This window comes from Methanorbis furvi (assembly GCF_032714615.1).
GTDB lineage: Archaea > Halobacteriota > Methanomicrobia > Methanomicrobiales > Methanocorpusculaceae > Methanocorpusculum > Methanocorpusculum furvi.
This window is the reverse complement of the sequence record NZ_JAWDKA010000005.1, coordinates 49,403-69,156: the sequence shown is the minus strand read 5'-3', so window position 1 is coordinate 69,156 and position 19,754 is coordinate 49,403. Positions and strand designations below refer to the sequence as shown.

Sequence of the window (19,754 nt, the reverse complement as noted above, 5' to 3'; positions counted from 1 at the left end):
ATTCATGAACCTCAACGAATCAGACACCGAAATCAACGAAGTTATCAAAGCCTATCCGCCGGAACGTCAGAACTCACTTCCAATCATGCAGGATCTGCAGAAGAAGTTCGGCTACATTCCGCGCAATGCGTTCAAAAAAATCGGCCTGTATCTCTCCTGCTCCGAGGCCCACCTCTACTCGATGGCAACGTTTTACAAAGCGCTCTCGCTTGTTCCCCAAGGCAAACATGTCATCAGACTCTGCGACGGAACGACCTGCCACATCAAAGGTTCCGTGCAGCTGCGGGATGAGATCACGAGACTTCTCGGAATCCGTGACGGCGAGACCACCAGCGACCGGTTGTTTTCTCTTCAGCTGGTCAACTGTATCGGAACCTGTGCGATAGCTCCGGCAATCCTGATCGACGAAACCTATTATGGAAAACTTACGCCTGCTGATCTCCCGGCGATTCTGAACAGGTATCGGAAACTGGAGGAGGAGAGGGAGAGAGAGCATGAGGAGGAGAACGGAATGGAGAACGGGGAGAAGAACGAGAAGGAGGAAAAATCATGACGCGGACAATTCTTGTCTGCTGCGGCACGGGTTGTCGGGCAAACGGCGGCATGGATGTATCACTCGCTCTTACTGCGGCAGTTGACGCAGCCGCGGCTGACGCAAACGTCTGCTGTGTTACCGAGACCGGATGCAGCGGCCTCTGCGAACTCGGGCCCCTCGTTCGCATCATGCCTGATGATATCATGTACTACCGCGTCCGGCCTTCCGACGCTCATGATATCATTCAAAAAACCGTTCTTGAGAGCGAGCCAATCGAGCGTCTGCTGTTTAAAGACAGCTCCGGCAATCATGTTCTGCATCAGGCAGACAATCCATTTTACGGCCACCAGAAAAAAATCGCTCTGAGAAATGTCGGCATCATTGACTCCCGCAGTATCGATGAGTACATCGCACACGGCGGTTACTCGGCGCTTGCCCGCGCTCTTGAGATGACGTCTGATGAAATCATCCGCGAAGTAGAAGAGTCGGGTATCCGCGGACGCGGAGGTGCAGGGTTTCCGACCGGCAGAAAATGGCGGAGTGCAGCTGTCCTTGAGTCGTCGCCGAAGTATGTGATCTGTAACGGCGACGAAGGCGATCCCGGCGCCTTCATGGATGGCTCGATCATGGACGGCGATCCGCACAGCGTTCTTGAAGGGATGATGATCGGCGCTCTTGCTATTGGTGCTGAAGAGGGATTTCTCTACATCCGCGACGAGTACATTCAGGCAGTGAAGAGCATGAAAAAAGCCATCCGTGCCGCAGAAAAACGCGGACTTCTTGGCGAGAGCATTCTTGGAACCAACAGAAAACTCTACTTCTCCGTCGTCCGGGGCGGGGGAGCATTCGTCTGCGGCGAGTCAACCGCACTGATGTCATCAATCGAAGGAAACGTTGGCGAGCCGCGGGCGAAGTACATCCACAGTGTTGAGAAAGGGCTGTGGGGATGCCCGACCGTCATCAACAATGTGGAGACCTGGGCAAACATTCCGGTCATCATTAATGGTGGCGGCAAAAAGTTTGCCGAGATCGGAACAAAAGACAGTACCGGAACCAAAGTGTTCGCCCTCGTCGGCAAGGTGAAGTACACTGGTCTCGTGGAGGTTCCAATGGGAATCACACTGCGGAAACTGATCTTTGAGATCGGCGGAGGTATTCCAAACAACCGCAAGTTCAAGGCAGTGCAGACCGGAGGTCCTTCCGGCGGCTGTATTCCTGCAAGCCTGCTGGACATTCCGGTGGACTTTGACACCCTGAAAGAGTACGGGACTATGATGGGGTCCGGCGGCATGATTGTGATGGATGATCACAGCTGCATGGTGGAGTTCGCCCGCTATTATGTGAATTTCCTCTGCGGCGAAAGCTGCGGCAAGTGTACGCCGTGCCGCGAAGGACTGCGGCATATGCGCAGTATTCTTACCAACATCTGTAACGGTTACGGCCGTGAAGGGGACATCGAACTGCTGGAGATGATCGGCTCAACGATGATCGACTGCTCGCTTTGTGCTCTCGGCTCCTCCGCACCAAATCCAGTGCTGACCACGATCCGGTACTTCCGCGAGGAGTACGAGGCGCACATCCGTGAGCACCGCTGTCCTGCCGGCGTCTGTAAGGCACTGACCGCATTTTCGGTGAACCATGCTGTCTGCAAAGGATGCATGGCATGCACTGCGGTCTGCCCGACCCGGGCAATCGTTCAACTGAACGGCGGGTTCCCGATAATTACGAAGTCCTGCAACGGCTGCGGGAGCTGTCGTGACGTTTGCAGATTCAATGCGATTGAGGCAGTGAAAGGAGGCAGAGTATGATTCAGATCACCATCGACGGAGTTTCCTGTACCTGTAAGAAAGGCGAGAAGCTTCTTGCGGTTGCCAGACGCAACAACATTTTCATTCCAACGCTCTGTCATCACGACGGACTGCCCGGTATGGGCAGCTGCCGGTTGTGTGTGGTCGAGGTTACCGAGAGCGGCAGGACCAAAGTTGTGGTCTCCTGTCTCTATCCGGTCAGAGGTGAGATTGAGGTCGTGACAAACAGCGAACGCATCCTTGCCCACAGGAAAATGATCCTTGCTTTGCTGCGCAAACGTGCTCCAAAGAGCGATGTGATCGCCCATATGTGTGAGGCGTTTGGTGCTCCCGACCTGCCGGTCGCGTCATTCGACGGCGGAAAATGTATTCTCTGCGGCTTGTGTGTCCGGGCCTGCGACCTTATCGGTGCAGGCTCTGTTGCCACGCGAACACTTCTGAAAAAACTCGCCGGACAGGGATGTGCCTATCCGGTTGCGGGCGCAGGAGTTATTGCCATGGTGAGTCGCGGAACAACAAAGACGGTCTCAACGCCGTACGACGAGCCGTCTGAGATCTGTATCGGCTGCGGCGGATGTGCAAATGTCTGCCCGACCGGAGAAATCACGGTTACCGAGACCGAGACCGGCAGAACAATCTGGGGAAAAGAGTTCAAGTTCGCGTTCTGCAAAGAGTGCGGGGAACTTCTTGGCACCGACAAGGAAGTGCGTTACGCAGCCCAGCGCTCCGGGCGCGACCCGGACTTTTTGTGTCCTGCGTGCCGACAGAAACGGAGTGCTGACGCGATGGCAGAACCGTTCGGGCGTCGGTGAAATTGATACCCATTTTTTTGGCATATCATTCGCCGTGTTGATCCGCCCACGGAAAAACGGAATACACTGAGCAGCGCGGAAAAAACATCACGGAGCAGACGTGAACATCACAGAAATGAATTATTTTCGAATTCCGTGATGTTCACGTCTGCTCCGTGATGTTTTTTTTCTGTGAAATATCCGTGTGTTCCGTTTTTCCGTGGGCAGCTCAGAATTAAAGACACGAAGCCGTGTTTATGAACGCACTATTATAATAGTGCCAGGCCTTAAGAAAAAAGTGGGGGGTCAGGCGATTTCTGTGAGGACGCCGGTTTTCAGGTCATAGTACAGACCATGGACCGCGACGGTTCCTTTCCTCTCAGCTTCGGAGACCAGCGGATATGTCTTCAGATGCTCAATCTGCAGGCGAACATTTTCGATCTCGATCTCTTTTTTCCGTGCAGCTTTTTCTTCAGGAGTTTTCGGCTGTTCCGGAAGTCTGGCATCCACTCTCATCTGTGCCTCCTTGGCATTGTAAATCCACATCGGAATGTAGGCATCATCCTTCATGTCAGCGTCGAGAGCCTTCAACGCTCCGCAATCGGAGTGGCCGCAGACCACGATCTTCTTCACCTTCAGATGCTTCACGGCATACTCAAGAACCGTTGCAAAGTTCCAGTCATGGGTTGGCACAATGTTGCCGATATTTCGGTGAGTGAACAGCTCGCCCGCACGACTGTGCGTAATCCTCTCAGGATTCACGCGTGAATCAGAACAGCCGATCCATAAAACAGTAGGATGCTGGGACTCGACCAGAGTCATGTAGCGATCTTTTTTGCGTTCAAAATCTTTTTCCAGAAAAATCTTGTTTCCTTCGATAAACTCTTTTGTCATGTAAAATCATCTCCATTGAAAAAAAATTCAGGGAGTGCGTTATCCGAGAACACTCCCTGTGAGGTTTACCCTACTTGGATTAGGTTACTCTTTGAATACGTTTTCAAAGATCATATCCGAACCGGTTGCGTGCAGACGCTCGCGTTCCTCCATCTCCTCAGCAAAGGAGAGGACCGGCATCGTCATGTCGTAACCCGGCTTGTGACCGAACATCTTTTCCAGCTCAACCTGCTGTGCATGCATGAAGAGCGAGTTCGGAATGTTCATCGGACAAAGTTCACTGCACTGACCGCAGTTCACACAGGAATCAGCAATGTGAGCGAAACGGATCATCTGGAACATAAAGTCCGGAGGAATTACACCTGGGCGAACCAGATGCGGCTTCTTCGTCGAACACTCGACACAGTAACAGATCGGGCAGTTCTCGATACAGCCGTAGCATTTGATACAGCGGCTGGACTCGGCCATGATGTAGCTTAAGCGGGTCGAACCTTCACCAAGAGCGGCGAACTGCTTCTCCTGATTTTTCTTACCCATCTTCATCATGACATTCTCGATCTTTCCGCGAACCTCAAGGCCTTTTGCCTCGGGTGCGGACGTCTGAAGAACGCCGCTCTTTACTGCTGCGTCAAAGACTGCTGCACCTTTTTCGGAACAGATCTCAACAAACGTAGTCTTGCCGGCCTTCTCGCCGATGACTCCCCAGTTACCGCAGGCAATATCTGCCTGACGCGGGATCTTTGTTTCGCAGCGCTGACAGTTTGCTCTTCTGCCAAGACCGTGTTCCTCAAGCTCATCGATTGAGATGCCCTTGTGTTCGCCGTCCTTGGTAATTACGATGAACTGTCCCTTGTCGATCTCTTCCTTTACGATGTCGTTCGGGTTCAGACCGTACTTCTCGGCGATCATCGTCCGTGCCATTATTGGCGTGACGGATCCTCCGCAGTTCAGACCGATCATGAAGATGTTGTCCATGTTGATCTGCTGGCGTTTTGCCAGTTCGTACATTGCCTTTGCATCACAGCCCTTGCAGGTCACGGCGATCTTCATGTCGCGTGCGCCGTCAAGGTACTTCTTGATGATTTTCGGCAGGAGAACTGTACCGCAGTGGAGGGATCCCGCAGTCTTGGACAGCTCTTCAGAGCTGTGCACGAGAACCGGAACCGCCTCGTAGACATCACGGCCTTTCTTCACGGTCAGGACTGCGTCAACAACTTTGTTGTCCAGCATGTACTTCAGAATTGCAGTAACAGCACCGCCGCACTCGCCCTTGATCGGGCATGAGCTCTGGTTTGCCCATGCATAGTACATATCGCCTTTTGCTGACATTGCTTAGGCCTCCTTGGAAATCTTTTCAACTTTTATTGCACAGGCCTTGTACTCCGGAATCTTACAGACCGGGTCTAAGGCATTGTGGGTCAGCAGGTTTGCCGGGCACTCGATGAAGTGGAACGGCATGAAGGTGGTTCCCTTCTTGATGGTCGGCGTAACACGTGCGGCAACGGTGAGAGAGTCACGGCGGGTGGTTGCACGAACGGTTTCTCCGTCACGGATACCAAGTTCCTGTGCATCCTCTGCATTGATCTCGATCCAGCCGGTCGGAACTTCTTTGTCAAGAGTCTCACTTCTACGGGTCATGGTACCGGTATGCCAGTGGAACAGACAACGTCCGGTCGTGAACTGGAGCGGGTACTCTGCGTCCGGAACTTCTGCCGGCGGCTGCCAGTCTGCCGGAAGGAACACGCCAAGTCCGTCAGGAGTGAGGAACTTTTCTTTGTGGAGAATCGGGGTTCCCGGGTCTTCCGGAGTCTTGCACGGCCAGTGGAGACAGTCTGCATGGGAGAGACGCTCGTAGCTCATACCATGGTACTGCGGAGTAAGTTCGGCAATTTCGTCGAAGACTTCGGAGACATTGTTCCATGCGAACTGGTCTGCGTAACCCATCTTGGCTGCAACCATGGAGAGGATTCTCCAGTCGTCCATTGTTTCTCCGGGTCCGTCAGCTGCCTTGTTCCAGCGCTGGACACGGCGTTCGGTGTTGGTCTGGGTTCCGTCACGCTCTGCGAAACAGACTGCCGGTAAGATGACGTCAGCATAGTCGCAGGTTTCGGTGTAGAAGATATCCTGCACAACGACGAACTCAAGGTGCTCGAATGCTTCCTTGACGTGGTTGATATCCGGGTCAGAGAGAAGCGGGTTCTCGCCCATGATGTACATTGCCTTCAGTTCACCGGGGTTGTCGGTTAAGACGTTCATCATGATGGTGACTTCGTAACCGTTTTCTGCCGGAGCGATTCCGTCAGGGAACTTCCATGCATCCTCGAACTTTTTGTGGTTTGCAGGGTCAGTGACCTTCTGGTATCCGGTAAAGTTGACCGGCAGTGCACCCATATCGCATGCGCCCTGCACATTGTTCTGGCCACGCAGCGGGTTGACACCTGCTCCGCGTTTGCCGAGGTTGCCGGTAAGCAGCTGGATGTTTGCACAGGCGTGAACGTTGTCAACACCAACAGTGTGCTGGGTGATACCCATCGAGTAGATGAGTGCGGTTGCGCCGGAGTTTGCGATCCAGTCTGCTGCGGTCTCAATGTCTTTCGGGTCAAGGCCGGTGGTCTTGGCGACGTTTTCGACAGAGTACTCCTCTTTCATGACGATCTTCTTGAGATCTTCGTAGCCTTTGGTACGCTTCTCAATGAACTCTTTGTCTTCCCAGCCGTTCTTGATGATAATCTGCATCAGACCGTTCAGGAGAGCAACGTCGGTTCCGGAGTGGAACTGTAAGAAAAGATCTGCCGGTCCACAGGTGTGGGTGCGGCGGGGGTCGGCGTAGATGTACTTTGCGCCGTTCTGTTTTGCCATGACTTCGCGGCGTCCGATCAGCGGGTGCTGTTCAAACGTGTTGGAGCCGATAATGAAGACACATTTTGCTTCTGCGATGTCAGGAATGCTGTTGGTCATTGCACCAGAGCCAAAAGAGCCTGCAAGTCCTGCGACCGTTGAGGAGTGGCAGAGACGTGCACAGTGGTCAAGGTGGTTTGTCTTCAGAACACCTCTGGCAAACTTCATCATTGCATAGTTGTCTTCATTGGAAACACGTGCCGAAGACAGAGCACACCGCTCTGACGGCTTATATTTCTTCATGTTTTCAGCAATGTACGTGGTTGCTTCATCCCAGGAAACTGGGACAAGTTCACCGTTCTTGCGGATCAGCGGCTGAGTGAGCCGGTCCGGCGAGTTGATGAACTCGTAGGCGTACATGCCTTTCGGACAGAGTTTGCCTTCGTTGACAGGAGAACGCTGAGCCGGGGCGGTGCCCACGACTTTGCCGTCTTTGACAACGAGGTTGAAGGAACAGCCTGTACCACAGTAGGGACAGGTAGTTGGAACAAATTTCAGGTCCGTCATGTTTTTCATAACCTCATCTACATTTAGGTTTCAAACTTGACATATTAAGGTTGGTGAGTGTAAATCTTTTTTAGTGTTTGTTCAATTGGTTTATTTTACTAAAATGCTTTTATCGACCATAGTTTAGTGTTTTTAGATGACGAAATAATTTTGTACATGTTTTTTGTATTTCTCAGGACCGGAATCATTTCTCTTCAGGACCATGATACGCGCAGAAAAACCCGTATTTTTGTATATTATCGGTGGGTCGCACAACTGCATGCGGCAGGGACATTTTTTTCTGAATGTGCATTTCGACCAAACCAAAATGCATGAAAAAAAGAAAATGTTTGGAGGAATTATTTCTTCAGATACAGCTTTGCGTAGATCGTCTCGCCCTTGCGGGTCGGGTGACGGTCGGCAATGTCGCCGTTATAGACTGCAAAGAGTGCCTTTTTACCGCAGACTTCGACCTCTTCGTCGCGTGCATAAACATAGCCCGGCAGCATCACATCAACTGTTCCGAAGACGTACATCTCGCCGCGGGATGCCTGGCCACCGAGACGGCTCTTTGCGTTGCCGAAGACAACCACTTTACCGCCGTCAGCATGCGTCATGACATGCACATCGATGTTTCCACCGACGCAGATCTCGCCGCCGAGCATGAAGGTTCCGCAGTCAGAACCAACATTGCCGGCAACGGTGATCTTTCCGCCGCTCATACCTCTCCAGTCACCGCGGTAGGACGCTCCGAGATAGTTGCCGGCATTGCCGCTCACCACAATCTCGCCGCCTGCCATTGCAGTCGCTGCGAAGTGACCGATGTTACCGTTGGCAGTAATTTTTCCGCCGGTCATCCAGGCTCCGACATACATGTCGGTGTCACCATTGATGACAACCTCGCCTGCAGTCATCTTTGATCCGATGTACTTCACGCGAGTGAGATCTCCAGCGACCACGAGTTTTGTCTCTGCTGCGGTTGCACCCGCAGAGCCTGAGACCTCAAAGTAGTCGCCGACCTTCTCGGTTGTTCTGCCGATATAGACCGGCAGTTCTGCGATTCTTTCGGCATTCTTACCTGCCAGAGCATCCGGCGTAAAGCACTCGGCCTCGATGAACAGGTCAGGCTGTTTTTTGATGGTAATTGTTACAGTATTCATACTCTGCCTCACTGGGTTGCGTCAATCGAGATGACATTCGGGTTTTTCATGAACGCGTGCTCTTCGACCTCATAGTTCCGTTCGGTAACCGTGTAGTACTTCAGGAACATCTCTCTGAGGTCATGCTCAACCTGTTTGCTCGGGTTGGTCTTGACATCCACCCAGTAGGTCTGCTTGTTGCCGTTGCTGACAATCTCGGAGTCGTTGATGATGATCTCACCGGACTTGATCAGATACTTTGCATTCGAAAATGCGTATTCGATCTGTTCAGGGTCGCTTGCGGTCTCAGGGTTGTACGGATACACAGCAATATCTGCCTGCATGCCGGGTACAAGGCCTCCGAGTTTTTTGCCCATACCAAGAGCCTTTGCGGTTCCTGCACGGGTCATCATTGCAATCTCGTAGAGGGTCAGCTCACGGTCAATGGAGCCGAGCGTGGATCTGTCGCGGACCTTGTCCTCTGCTTTCATGGATGCAAAGACTTCATCACGAGCCTTCTCGCTCATGAGCCACTTCATCACACGCGGGTAGCGGGTGAACGGCCCTGCATTCGGATGGTCAGTGGTGAGGTAGCAGCGCATGTGATCTTTTGCAAGAAGCGCCATCTCAAGACCGATCGACCACTGAACACCGCAGACATAGACGTCTTTGCTGTAGATGTAGGGAACAATTCCGGAACCACACTCAACTTCCACATCAGTGTTTGCCCACTTGAGGTGGTTGAGTGCTGAGAGGTGGTACTCGAACGGTCCGTCACCGGTCATGGTGGTGGTCTCATCAAGCGTAACAAATCCGATATCACAGGTGATGTTCGGATTTTTGTTGATGTAGTCCATAACTTCAGCACCCTTGGACTCGAAGTCGCCCCAGCCGGTTCCGCCGTAGGAGTGGAACTGAATGTGGGTGTGGTGCATGACCTGGTCGCGGCCGAAGTTGTTGTTTGCCTTGAAGCCTTCTGCGATCTTCAGCGAGTCAAGTGTAGTCTGGTAGTTGCCCGGGTTGCCGAGATTGTTGGAGTGCAGGTGCAGAGAGTGCGGCAGGTGCAGCGACTCGTTGACGGTCATGAGGCCTGCGATGATCTCTTTTGGGGTGATCTCAAAGTACGGAACCTGATCGTTGACGGTCATACAATTCAGACCCCATGCCCATGCTTCAGTTCCTCCCGGATTCACGCATTTGATACCGTAGCCTTTGGTGCTGCGGAGCAGCCAGGCAATGTAGGCGGATGCGTTGTCGATCTCGCCGTTCTTGAGGTATTCAAGGATGAACCAGTTGTTGCCGAACAGCGGCAGTGCTGCCTGATCGATGATCGGGGTGTCACGCATCTCTTCGTGAGTGTGGCGTGCATAGAGAGGTGGCATTGCAGCTTCGATGACGGTGGTGTATCCCATGTCCGCATACTTGTATGCGGTCTTGAAGACGGTCGGAACAGAGTTTCCTCCTGCCATGTGGCGGACACCGCGGGCAGGTTCGTAGACTGCCTGGAGTTTGTCTTCCGGGCGGAAGTTTCTGCCGACATTGACCTTTGCTCCGGCAACGTGGGAGTGAATGTCCACACCGCCTGCCATGACGGTCATGCCTGATGCGTCGATAACTTTTGCCGCGGCTGAGACCGACTCAACAATCACACCGTCTTTTACGGCGATGTCTTTCTTGTCGCCTTTGATGCCCGATACCGGGTCGAAGACGAATCCGTTTTTGATCAGAATTTCGGTCATGCTGCAACTCCTTTGATGCGCTGTACTTCAGTGAGAACGAGTTCGAGGAACTCACCGTCAGTGAGCATTCCTGCCGGCGGGTCAACGACTTTTCTGGACTCGATTGGCACGTTGTCCATACGGTAGCAGGAGCCGCCGACTTCAATGCCAACGAGTGCAACCGGCACATGGCATTTGGACACGGCAACGGTCGGTGTCATGTGCGGGTCGATACATACCGACGGAAGTTCGTTGATGACTTTGACGGACTTGAACGGGAAGTGGGATCCCGGGTCACTGCCGATCACAAAGTTTGCGTCGACTTCTCCACGCATGAGAAGATCATTTGCACTGCTTTCCCCGGGGTTGTAGCGGGCAAAGCCGCGGGAGAGATCCACACAGAACGGGAATCCGAACTGCCAACCGAGAACCTGTCCGGAACCGGTAACATTGTAGTGGCCCCGCATTGGAATGATGGCAGCTTTGGTGTACTTGTTTAAGTCTGCCGTCAGAGCGATTGCGATGTCGATGTTGTGATTTTTCCCAAGCGAGTGGGTGACCCCCATTCCAAAGAAGATGGTGACAAACCGGCCGCTCTTCAGAAGGCGTGCAATATCGTAGATCTTTTCTTTCGGAACTCCCGCAACCGTTTCCGGCAGTGGGCCTTCCTGCAGTGCAACGCGGAGTGCATCGATCAGTTCGTAGTCGCGTCCCTGCTGAATCTGGATGTGATAGTCAGCAACCGATGCGGTATCGGTCGGGCGTGGGTCAACGACGATGATCTTTCTGCTCTTGGATCCTTTGGTGGTGAAGTAACCGCGGGAGAAGATGGAGTACCGGGACATATGACGCGGGTGGGCGTGTGCCGGGTTGCATCCCCAGAAGATCACGCGGTCTGCACGGTTCTTGACTTCTCCAAGAGTACAGGACGGAATACCAACATCGTGGACTGCAATGAGGGACGGGCCATGGCAGACAGTAGCAGTGTTGTCCACAACGCCGCCGACAAGTTCAGCAATCATGTGACCGGTTGCCTGTGCTTCACAGGAGGTCGAAGACCAGCCGTACATCAGCGGCTTCTTTGCGTCGCACAGAATTTTTGCGGTGTACTTTGCTGCTTCGTCGTAGGTTACCTCTTTCCAGCTGCCGTCTTCCTGCTTCATGCGGGGGCGGACAATTCTGTCGGGAGACTGTGCGTGAAGGAATTTTTCTGCTCCGATCGCACATGCGTTTGTGACTTTGATGATCTTTTTTCCGTCATCGCTGACTTCGACTTCAATGTCGTCGCATAATGTTCCGCAGAACGGGCAGATAATGTCTGTTACCAGTTGTGTCATGAATCATTTACTCCTTGCATGCGTTGAGAACCAGGTCGATGGAACTGAGAACAGTCTCTTTTTCTGCCGGTTCAATGGTGACAGGTGTGCCTTTGAAGGTTGGCATACCGGTTGAGTAGGTGTTGGTGTCAATCACCATGTTGGCCCATGGACCCATCGGAATCCAGCCAAGGCCCGGGTGAGGTCCCTGGGTGGCTTCAATTGCCTTGACCACAACACTGCCAAAGTCACTGACGACTCTGACATTGCTGTTCTTCCAGATTCCAAGTTTGGCAATATCGACTGCGTCCAGTTCGATGATGCCGCAGGATTTCATGTAATCCTCTTTTTCTTTTCCTGCTTCCATGGAGACACCCTGTTGGATTGTCCGCCCGGTAATCAGGTTCACGGTTATTTTTGTCAAGTAAATCATCCTCTCCGGAGATCTTGTATGAGAGATATGTTCAAAATGCGACTGAGTGATACGAAAAACTGCAAAAGATAGAGTCCTGACATCAGGCGGCGGCACGTAATCGTTGTCTTTGTGTAGCGGGAAGCGGCAAACGAACCACCAGGTAAATGGTACCAACTGCAGCGGTATCAACGTGACATTCTGACAGGAGCGAGATTTTTTTCCGGCTCAAGGCCGGAAAGAATCTCTGCTGTCGGGCTTGATGTTGTGTCGATATATTTTTCAACGATTAGAAACAGATTACTCACTTCCCGTTCGAGGCTTCTGCATAACTGCTGACCATTCCGACGATTACCATCGACCCGCATATCAACATGTCCAACGAACTTCTGACTCCATTCCGGTTGTTACCGGATGGACAACGTACCAAGTTGAGACGTTCTCGGATTGTGCTGATGCTGCTCCAACTCCTTTACGGAGACATAACTAACGCTGGTTTTGCGTATAGTCATATTCAAGGTTGCGCCAGTCTACGTAAATAGCTTCGGGCGGGGTTTCATAAATTATTTTACGTTGACAAATCCCATTATTGATCATAAACGATTTACCATTTTCCCGATGATCACACGTGTAAAATAATCTTGGTTTACTAATGAGGGGCGTGCGGAACCAACGTATATTTACCGGTATTTTTGAAGCCCGCGCAAAAACCTGAGGGGTAAAAATGAGAGATGGTAACCTATCTGGTCTGGGAAATCAGATGGGCTGCGGCCGTCAGCCAGGAGAGACACACCGGAGTTCCCGGCACAAACTCTTCGGCAAACCGGTGGCGTGCCGGAACAACAACGGTGATCGGAATGGTGCAGTCAACGACAAGTTCCATTACCGGCCCGATCTTCTGTGATGAAAGAATGGCACCACAAACACTGTTCTCCGGATCTTTTTCAAAAGGAACACCTGCGTTGTGCACGAGAATTTCTTCGCCGCGAAGAGCAAGTGTCGCGGCATCGCCGACGTGTGCGTCCCCTGCCTGAACGCGGAATATTCCCGCAGCAGTTGTCATCTCTGCAACACCGCTCTGAATTTTTGTGACGGTTCCAGAGATCAGATTCTGGAACCCGACAAACGCAGCAACCTCTTCAGTTGACGGATGATAGAACACCTCATCAGGTGTTCCAATCTGCATCACTTTCCCATTCATTAAAACAATAATCCGGTCGGCAAGTCTCATGCCCTGATTCTGATCATGCGTGTTGAGAATGATCGTCGTGTTGTGTTCCGCATTCTCTGTTTTGATCATCTCCTCGATCATTCTGGTTGCCAGAGGATCAAGGTTTGCGGTTGGCTCATCCAGAAGAAGAAGTTCAGGTCCCGTCAGCAGCACGCGGGCAAACGCAATCCTCTGTCCTTCGCCGCCGGAGAGAGTACGTGCGTTGCGGTCCGCATATGTTTCCATCCCGAGTTTTTTGAGATACTCAATAGTCAGCCGCTGGATCTCTTCATGTCTGTACCCGCGATACTGAAGGCCGAGCGCCACATTGTCAGAAACACTGCGGTCGAACAGTACGGTCTTCTGAAACAGAATACCCACACGTTCACGAAGGGATTTGCGGGTTTTCTTTTCAACCACTGTTTGAAACAGCGTAAGATCTCCGCTGCTCTGCTCTTCAAGCATATCGCAGATACGCATCAGCGTACTTTTGCCTGCGCCCGAAGGACCGATCACCGCAACAATCTCTCCGCGTTGTACAGAAAAACTCACCTCATTGAGTGCATACTTTTCTCCGTAGACGCGGCTGATGTTTGCAAGCTCCACCACAGGTTGTGTCTCAGACATCCTTCTGTCCTCCCGAGTGCCAGTTCTGAATTATGTTCATCGCAAAGTTGACGATCAACGCAATCGACAAAAGAATAATTCCAAGAGCAATCGATGTGGCAAACTCGCCCATCGAAGTGTTGAGTGAAATCGCTGTCGTTAACGTTCGCGTGAAGTGGCGAATGTTTCCTCCAACCATCATCACCGCACCGACTTCTGCGATCGCTCTGCCAAACGCAAGCATAACACCGGAAAGAATGGCAAACTTTGCTTCACGGCAGAGGGTGATGATCGCCTGTACTGCATTTGCGTTCAGCGACTGAATGGTGTACTTCATCTCCTTGTCAAGACTCGAAAGTCCTGCAATTGTGAGACCGGCAATGATTGGAATGACTAAAAGCACCTGTGCCAAAACCATGGCGTTCGTTGTGTATAGAAACCTGAGTCCGCCCAATGGTCCAGAGTTTGAAACCAGCAGATACACGAGAAGTCCCACAAGAACGGTCGGCAGTGCATACAGAGTCTGAATTGTTCCAATCACGACACGTTTTCCCCGAAAGGTAAAGTAGTAAATCGCAGCGCCGAGAGGAATTGCAATCAATGCAGCAATAAGCGTAGCTTCCGATGACACCGTCAGGCTTCGCTGCGCTATCTCCATGACCTCAGGGTCCATGGTGATAATCAGATGAATTGCCTCAGTGACGCCATTGATAATATCGTCCATTGCTGCTCCGAAAAATTCGGGAAAAAAATAAATTTGATTTTGGTTTTACGCGGTTGCAACAGTCGGGACAGTTACCGCAGTGGTGCTGTCGATGTTGAACGGCGGAAGGGTGCTGTCAGCGAGTGTTACCATCGGGCTGAACAGGGATTTTCCATAGACCTCTTTGCCGTAGTCGCCGATAAACTTCTGACCGTCAGCAGAGATGAGCCAGTTGGTGAAGTCGGTTGCAGCGACAACGTTGGTGTTCGGGAACTTCTCCGGGTTGATCGTGATGATGGTGTAGCGGTTCAGAAGTGTCTCGCCTTCATCGATGATCGGAACAAGCTGGAGGTTGTTGTTCTTCTTGTAGGTCAGGAACGTTGCTTCGTCGGTCAGGGTGTATGCCTGTTTCTGTCCGGCAACGGTCAGGGTGTCACCCATTCCAGAGCCGGTCTCAACGTACCAGCTGCCCGGGTTGCCGCTGACTTCTGCGGTGTAGTTGAGTCCTGCTGCTGCCCAGATGGCTTTTTCTGCGGAGTGAGTTCCGGAGTTGTCGCCGCGGGAGACAAAGATGATGGACTCGTCGCCAGCCTCGCCAAGGTTCTTGAGGGTGGTGAGACCTTCTTCAGGAGTCATGTTTTTGATTCCTGCAGGGTCAGACTCAGGGCCGACAATTACGAAGTAGTTGTAAGCAACACCGCGGTGGTTAACACCGTAGCCGGAGTCCATGAACTCTGCTTCCTGCGCCGGAGCGTGGACTAAGAGAACATCAACATCGCCGTTCTTTGCGGACTGAATTGCTTTACCAGTACCCTGTGATGTGATCAGGAGATCAACATTGTAGGTGTCAAGGTAGTAATCCTGAACAGAGTCAAGGAGTCCGGTATCGTACAGGGACGTGGTCGTTGCGATCTTCAGCTGGTCCGGCGTTGCGGTCGGAACAGAAGTAGTAGGGGTTGCGGTCTGGTTGCCGCTATCGTCGCCGGTGCCCACACACCCGGCAGCGAAAATTACTGCGACAAGCAGAAGAACCATACCAAACACAGGTAATAATTTCTTCATCGAACTAAGTCGTTTGTTGCTCCTTGGATAAAATAGGTATAGTTGATTTAATGAACTGTATATACTCCTGGGTAACTATGTTTGATATCATTTTTTGTTTTGTTTATCTATTTTTATTTTCAGCATAAAATTACGCCAAATATCTCTCTGGTGCGAAAACCGCGAGTAATTATACCAGAAAACCCCTAACGATATGTATATGCCGACAAGTTCTGATGAAAGTATCCGCGCGGCTCTTGCAGCTGAGAAAATCGAAAACGAGATCACCTGCCCGAAGGCCCAAGCGATCTGCAAAAAATATGATATTGATCCTTCGTCATTTGGTGCGTACTGCAGCAGCATGCACATCAAAATTCGCAACTGTATGTTTGGCTGCTTCAAATAATTTTTTCAATTTTTGCCGACCGTCCGCCGCATCCAGGCGTCGGCATCGTATTTTGCACCAGCTCTTTTGTAGTGAACTCAACATAATGCGACGGCATGAAGAGGGTACCCGGCAGAATTTCTTCGGTGACGCGGGCAGTTGCTGAAATTTCCGCATCATGTGTGATGAGGCGGACTGAATCTCCTGTGGAAATCTCCAACTTTTTCGCGTCAGCAGTATTTATCTCAAGCCAGTTTCCCGTGTTTGCCGCGCTGCTTTTTCGTGTCATCGAGCCGGTATCCCAGTGAAAAATACATCTGCCGGTAGTAAACAGGAACGGATACTGTTCATCAGTTTTTTCGTTCTCAATCTGCCGCACTGCCGGCAGAAACACCGCACGCCCGTCAGCTGTTGCGAAGGTATCAGTGTAGAGAATCTGCGTTCCCGAATGATCTCCTGATGGACACGGCCATTGAATGCTGTCTGCTGAGGCGAGGCGGTCATAGCTGATGCCTGCATACGGTGGTGTGAGGCTTGCAAGTTCATCAAACACTTCAGCATAAGTTTTCCAGGAAAACTGTTCTGCATACCCCATCGCTGATGCAATGGAGGCGATGATCTCCCAGTCAGCTTTTGCTTCGCCCGGCGGTTCACAAGCTTTGTGCCAGCGCTGAACACGTCGCTCGGTGTTTGTCTGGGTTCCGTCACGCTCTGCAAAACAGACCGCCGGCAGCACAACATCCGCAAAGCCTGCGGTTTCGTTCAGAAAAATATCCTGCACAACCAGAAACTCCAGCTGTTCCAAGGCAGCCTTCGCATGATTGATGTCAAGATCAGAGAGAACCGGATTTTCCCCCATGATGTACATCGCCTTCAGCTCCCCACTCTTTGAGATTAAGGAGTCCATCATCTCGGTGATTTCGTAACCGGTTTTTGCCGGTGCAATGCCATCCGAAAAACTCCAGGCTTCTTCGAATTTTTTGTGGACGTCAGCATCTTCAACGCGCTGATAGCCGGTGAAGTAGAACGGCTGCGCTCCCATATCGCATGCGCCCTGAATATTGTTCTGACCGCGAAGAGGATGTACGCCGGTGCCTGCTCGCCCGACGTTTCCTGTCAGGAGCTGAAGGTTTGCAAGACTGTGAATATTTTCTGCACTGTTTCCCTGTTTGGTGATACCAGACGAGTAGATTACCGCACAGCCGGGCAGCGCCATCAGTTTTGCCGTGGCCCGGATTTTTTCTGCCGGAACCCCGCAACTCTCGGCAACATTTTCTGCGGAGTACTCGGGCTGCAGAATTATTTCTCTGAACTCATCAAATCCGTTCGTTCGCTCTGCAATAAACTCTGTGTTCTCCAGTTTCTGCAGCAAAATCTCATGCATGATGCCATTGAGAAGCATGATGTCGGTTCCAGCATGGAACTGGAGATGCAGGTCTGCCTGCGAACCGGTGAATGTTTTTCTCGGGTCAGCACAGATGTAGGTTGCGCCTGATCTTTGTGCCTCAATAATTTTTCTGCCGATCAGCGGATGCTGGGCAAATGCATTTGATCCGATAACAAAGATGCATTTTGCCTTGGCAAGATCCGGGATACTGCCGGTCATTGCCGGATGACCGAACGAGTCGGCGAGTGAATCAACGATGGATGCATGGCACAATCTCTCGCAGTGATCGATGTGATTTGTTTTCAACACACCGCGGGCAAACTTCATCATCACATAGTTGTCCTCGTTGGATGTTCTTGGTGATGAGAGAACACAGCACTCAGACGGTTGGTACTGTCTGAACTTTTCTGCAATCAGCGTGATCGCTTCGTTCCATGTTGCGGGAACAAGTTCCCCGTTTTTCCGGATGAGTGGATGTGTCAGCCTCTCCGGACTTGCCACAAACTCCCATGCAGCCATTCCCCGCGGACAGAGTTTTCCTTCATTGACCGGCGAGCGGGAACGGGGCGCGACTCCGACGAGTCGGCCGTCCCGTACAACCAGAAAAAAACTGCATCCAGTACCGCAGTACGGGCAGGTGGTGGGAACGTACTTCAGGTTCATTGCTGCTATCCTATGTAGAGTATGCCGGTATCATTGAGGTAAATGTGAATGTCGGCTCTGATCTCGTTCTCCCGCAGTTTTTCCGGAACAGCTGTCCGGATCTGAGTGACCAGAGCACCGATATCATATTGTATTTTGATGCCGAGAGGCTGGACTGCCTCATACAAAACCTGCGGGGCACGATTGATGTTGGTGCCCCGGGCAAGCACGCAAGTATGCGCCGCGTCCATGGAGTAGACAAACTCCAGAACATCTTTTGCCATGCGGACATTTTTCAGCGCAGACTTTTCAATAAGACTGATATTGGATTTGTTTGTGTTGAGCATATCTGCTATCTGCTGCTGGGTCATGCCCATTTTCCTGCACTGCAGAACAGTCTTCTGCCGTTCAGTGAGAATTGCCTCTTTCACTGTGAGATACTCTACGTTTTTCACCCTATAAAATCTGTTGTTGCCGGAGAGATTATGAATATTTTTTCTCATCATACCTCAAACTCATTTTTCTCCGATAACTGTCCCCCTATTCTGCATTTCGTGATTCAACGAACCACGCGCAGTATCTGTGAACGAAATCACGCTCATGTTTTTATTAATTTATTGGTCATGTTAACTTGGTTAACTATACCACCATCCCAAATCTCCCCAATAAAGGCTTCGAACCCGACAAATCAATAGACAGATTATAAATATGCCCTCTTCCAATTTTCAAATAGCACAACTCTGTACGCTTGTCTGGCGGAGGAGATGTGAGGTGTGTATTTATGGTAACATTCAGCCCGGCGCAGGTTTGCGTCAAAATTGGTACGGCAGGTAAGTCCAAATGCTGTCTTCCTGCAGGCAACATGTTTGTCCGTGCCTTCCTTGCGGGTGTTTACATCGCAATGGGTGCGGCTCTCGCAACAGTTGGTTCGACCGGCGTTGCAGATTTCCTTGGTCCAGGATTCGGCCAGCTCATCACGGGTGCTCTTTTCCCGGTTGGTTTAGTTCTCGTTGTTCTTACCGGTGCAGAACTGTTTACCGGTGACGCAATGTTTGCCCCGATGGCAATTCTTCAGGGTCAGACCTCTCTGAAAGGCCTTATCTATCTGTGGATTGTTGTCTACATCGGTAACCTGATTGGTTCCCTCTTCATGGCAGTTCTCGTCAGCTATGGTCCGTACACTGTCTGGGACGCAGCAGGTGTTGCAACCATCAGTGCGTTTGGAACACGTGCAATCGCCATTGCGACAGCAAAAGTATCCTACTTCGGCCCGATGGGTATCCTTTCCGTCTTCTTCAAAGGTATCCTTTGTAACTGGCTTGTCTGTCTTGCAATCTTCCTCGCTCTCGCAGCCGACGAAGTAATCAGCAAGATCGTTGCAATCTGGTTCCCGATCATGGCCTTCGTTGCCAGCGGATACGAACACTGTGTCGCAAACATGTACTTCATTCCGGCAGGTATCATCACCAATGCAATTGGTGGCGGTTCGGCAAACACCGAGATCCTGAACTGGGGTACAATGTGGACAAGCAACATCATCTGGTCCACCATTGGAAACATTGTCGGTGCAGTCATCTTCATGGCAGTTATCTACTACTACTGCTACAAGAGCGAAATCTGCGCCCTCTGTGAAACCAAATAATCACATTCGTCGAGATTGAAGATCGACTGACTCGTCGATCTTTCAATCCCACCTCTTTTTGATTTTCCAAAACTTACAGACTATACATCTATTTATGGGAGCGGAATATATTTACAGTAAGAATTCCGGTATCCCGGGGCT

The 19,754-nt window shown here is 51.4% G+C and carries 18 protein-coding genes; 5 read left to right on the top strand and 13 right to left on the bottom strand.

Annotated elements, in window-relative coordinates; translation table 11 throughout:
* Positions 1–4 precede the first annotated feature (4 nt).
* The 3 genes from nuoE to McpAg1_RS05305 are packed head-to-tail and all read left to right on the top strand — an operon-like array spanning position 5 to position 3,155.
* Entirely contained in the window at positions 5–553 is a 549-nt protein-coding gene (gene nuoE, locus McpAg1_RS05315) for an NADH-quinone oxidoreductase subunit NuoE (protein WP_338094262.1), read from the top strand.
* On the top strand, positions 550–2,343 hold the full coding sequence (locus McpAg1_RS05310) for an NADH-ubiquinone oxidoreductase-F iron-sulfur binding region domain-containing protein (RefSeq protein ID WP_338094261.1): 1,794 nt from the start codon (positions 550–552) through the stop codon (positions 2,341–2,343). The genes nuoE and McpAg1_RS05310 overlap by 4 nt, the downstream gene beginning before the upstream one ends.
* Positions 2,340–3,155, top strand: a complete 816-nt coding sequence (locus McpAg1_RS05305) for a 2Fe-2S iron-sulfur cluster-binding protein (protein WP_338094260.1) — start codon at positions 2,340–2,342, stop codon at positions 3,153–3,155. The genes McpAg1_RS05310 and McpAg1_RS05305 overlap by 4 nt, the downstream gene beginning before the upstream one ends.
* Before the next feature lie 285 nt (positions 3,156–3,440).
* Here McpAg1_RS05305 and McpAg1_RS05300 read toward each other — a convergent pair whose 3' ends face one another.
* The 11 genes from McpAg1_RS05300 to McpAg1_RS05250 form a co-directional block, all read right to left on the bottom strand.
* Positions 3,441–4,028 carry a carbonic anhydrase gene (locus tag McpAg1_RS05300; RefSeq protein WP_338094259.1) on the bottom strand — a complete coding sequence of 196 codons (588 nt, stop codon included), beginning with the start codon at positions 4,026–4,028 and terminating at the stop codon, positions 3,441–3,443.
* A gap of 84 nt (positions 4,029–4,112) precedes the next feature.
* On the bottom strand, positions 4,113–5,357 hold the full coding sequence (locus McpAg1_RS05295; RefSeq protein WP_338094258.1) for a Coenzyme F420 hydrogenase/dehydrogenase, beta subunit C-terminal domain: 1,245 nt from the start codon (positions 5,355–5,357) through the stop codon (positions 4,113–4,115).
* Between the two features lie 3 nt (positions 5,358–5,360).
* On the bottom strand, positions 5,361–7,433 hold the full coding sequence (gene fdhF / locus McpAg1_RS05290) for a formate dehydrogenase subunit alpha (RefSeq protein WP_338094257.1): 2,073 nt from the start codon (positions 7,431–7,433) through the stop codon (positions 5,361–5,363).
* A 338-nt stretch (positions 7,434–7,771) separates the two neighbouring features.
* Positions 7,772–8,572, bottom strand: coding sequence for a formylmethanofuran dehydrogenase subunit C (locus tag McpAg1_RS05285; protein WP_338094256.1), 801 nt, complete (start codon positions 8,570–8,572; stop codon positions 7,772–7,774).
* Between the two features lie 8 nt (positions 8,573–8,580).
* Complete coding sequence (locus McpAg1_RS05280; RefSeq protein WP_338094255.1) at positions 8,581–10,290, bottom strand: formylmethanofuran dehydrogenase subunit A; 1,710 nt, start codon at positions 10,288–10,290, stop codon at positions 8,581–8,583.
* Complete coding sequence (locus tag McpAg1_RS05275) at positions 10,287–11,606, bottom strand: formylmethanofuran dehydrogenase subunit B (RefSeq protein WP_338094254.1); 1,320 nt, start codon at positions 11,604–11,606, stop codon at positions 10,287–10,289. The genes McpAg1_RS05280 and McpAg1_RS05275 overlap by 4 nt, the downstream gene beginning before the upstream one ends.
* Positions 11,607–11,613: 7 nt before the next feature.
* Positions 11,614–12,009: a molybdopterin dinucleotide binding domain-containing protein gene (locus tag McpAg1_RS05270; protein ID WP_338094253.1), complete on the bottom strand. Its 396-nt coding sequence runs from the start codon at positions 12,007–12,009 to the stop codon at positions 11,614–11,616.
* Positions 12,010–12,185: 176 nt separating this feature from the next.
* Complete coding sequence (locus tag McpAg1_RS05265; RefSeq protein ID WP_338094252.1) at positions 12,186–12,365, bottom strand: hypothetical protein; 180 nt, start codon at positions 12,363–12,365, stop codon at positions 12,186–12,188.
* Positions 12,366–12,736: 371 nt separating this feature from the next.
* Positions 12,737–13,834 (bottom strand): ABC transporter ATP-binding protein, encoded by a 1,098-nt coding sequence (locus McpAg1_RS05260; RefSeq protein ID WP_338094251.1) that lies wholly within the window; start codon positions 13,832–13,834, stop codon positions 12,737–12,739.
* Positions 13,827–14,537 (bottom strand): ABC transporter permease, encoded by a 711-nt coding sequence (locus McpAg1_RS05255; RefSeq protein WP_338094250.1) that lies wholly within the window; start codon positions 14,535–14,537, stop codon positions 13,827–13,829. The genes McpAg1_RS05260 and McpAg1_RS05255 overlap by 8 nt, the downstream gene beginning before the upstream one ends.
* 45 nt (positions 14,538–14,582) lie before the next feature.
* Complete coding sequence (locus McpAg1_RS05250) at positions 14,583–15,578, bottom strand: ABC transporter substrate-binding protein (protein ID WP_338094249.1); 996 nt, start codon at positions 15,576–15,578, stop codon at positions 14,583–14,585.
* Positions 15,579–15,777: 199 nt separating this feature from the next.
* Here McpAg1_RS05250 and McpAg1_RS05245 point away from each other — a divergent pair, with 199 nt between their 5' ends.
* Positions 15,778–15,963, top strand: a complete 186-nt coding sequence (locus McpAg1_RS05245; RefSeq protein WP_338094248.1) for a hypothetical protein — start codon at positions 15,778–15,780, stop codon at positions 15,961–15,963.
* Here the strand turns inward: McpAg1_RS05245 and fdhF (McpAg1_RS05240) are convergent.
* Together fdhF (McpAg1_RS05240) and McpAg1_RS05235 are read right to left on the bottom strand one after the other, a co-directional pair.
* Positions 15,956–17,992 carry a formate dehydrogenase subunit alpha gene (gene fdhF, locus McpAg1_RS05240; RefSeq protein ID WP_338094247.1) on the bottom strand — a complete coding sequence of 679 codons (2,037 nt, stop codon included), beginning with the start codon at positions 17,990–17,992 and terminating at the stop codon, positions 15,956–15,958. The two genes, McpAg1_RS05245 and fdhF (McpAg1_RS05240), sit on opposite strands and share 8 nt — an antisense overlap.
* A 5-nt stretch (positions 17,993–17,997) precedes the next feature.
* Complete coding sequence (locus McpAg1_RS05235) at positions 17,998–18,477, bottom strand: Tfx family DNA-binding protein (RefSeq protein ID WP_338094246.1); 480 nt, start codon at positions 18,475–18,477, stop codon at positions 17,998–18,000.
* 275 nt (positions 18,478–18,752) lie between these two features.
* Here McpAg1_RS05235 and McpAg1_RS05230 point away from each other — a divergent pair, with 275 nt between their 5' ends.
* Positions 18,753–19,613 carry a formate/nitrite transporter family protein gene (locus McpAg1_RS05230; protein ID WP_338094245.1) on the top strand — a complete coding sequence of 287 codons (861 nt, stop codon included), beginning with the start codon at positions 18,753–18,755 and terminating at the stop codon, positions 19,611–19,613.
* Positions 19,614–19,754 lie beyond the last annotated feature (141 nt).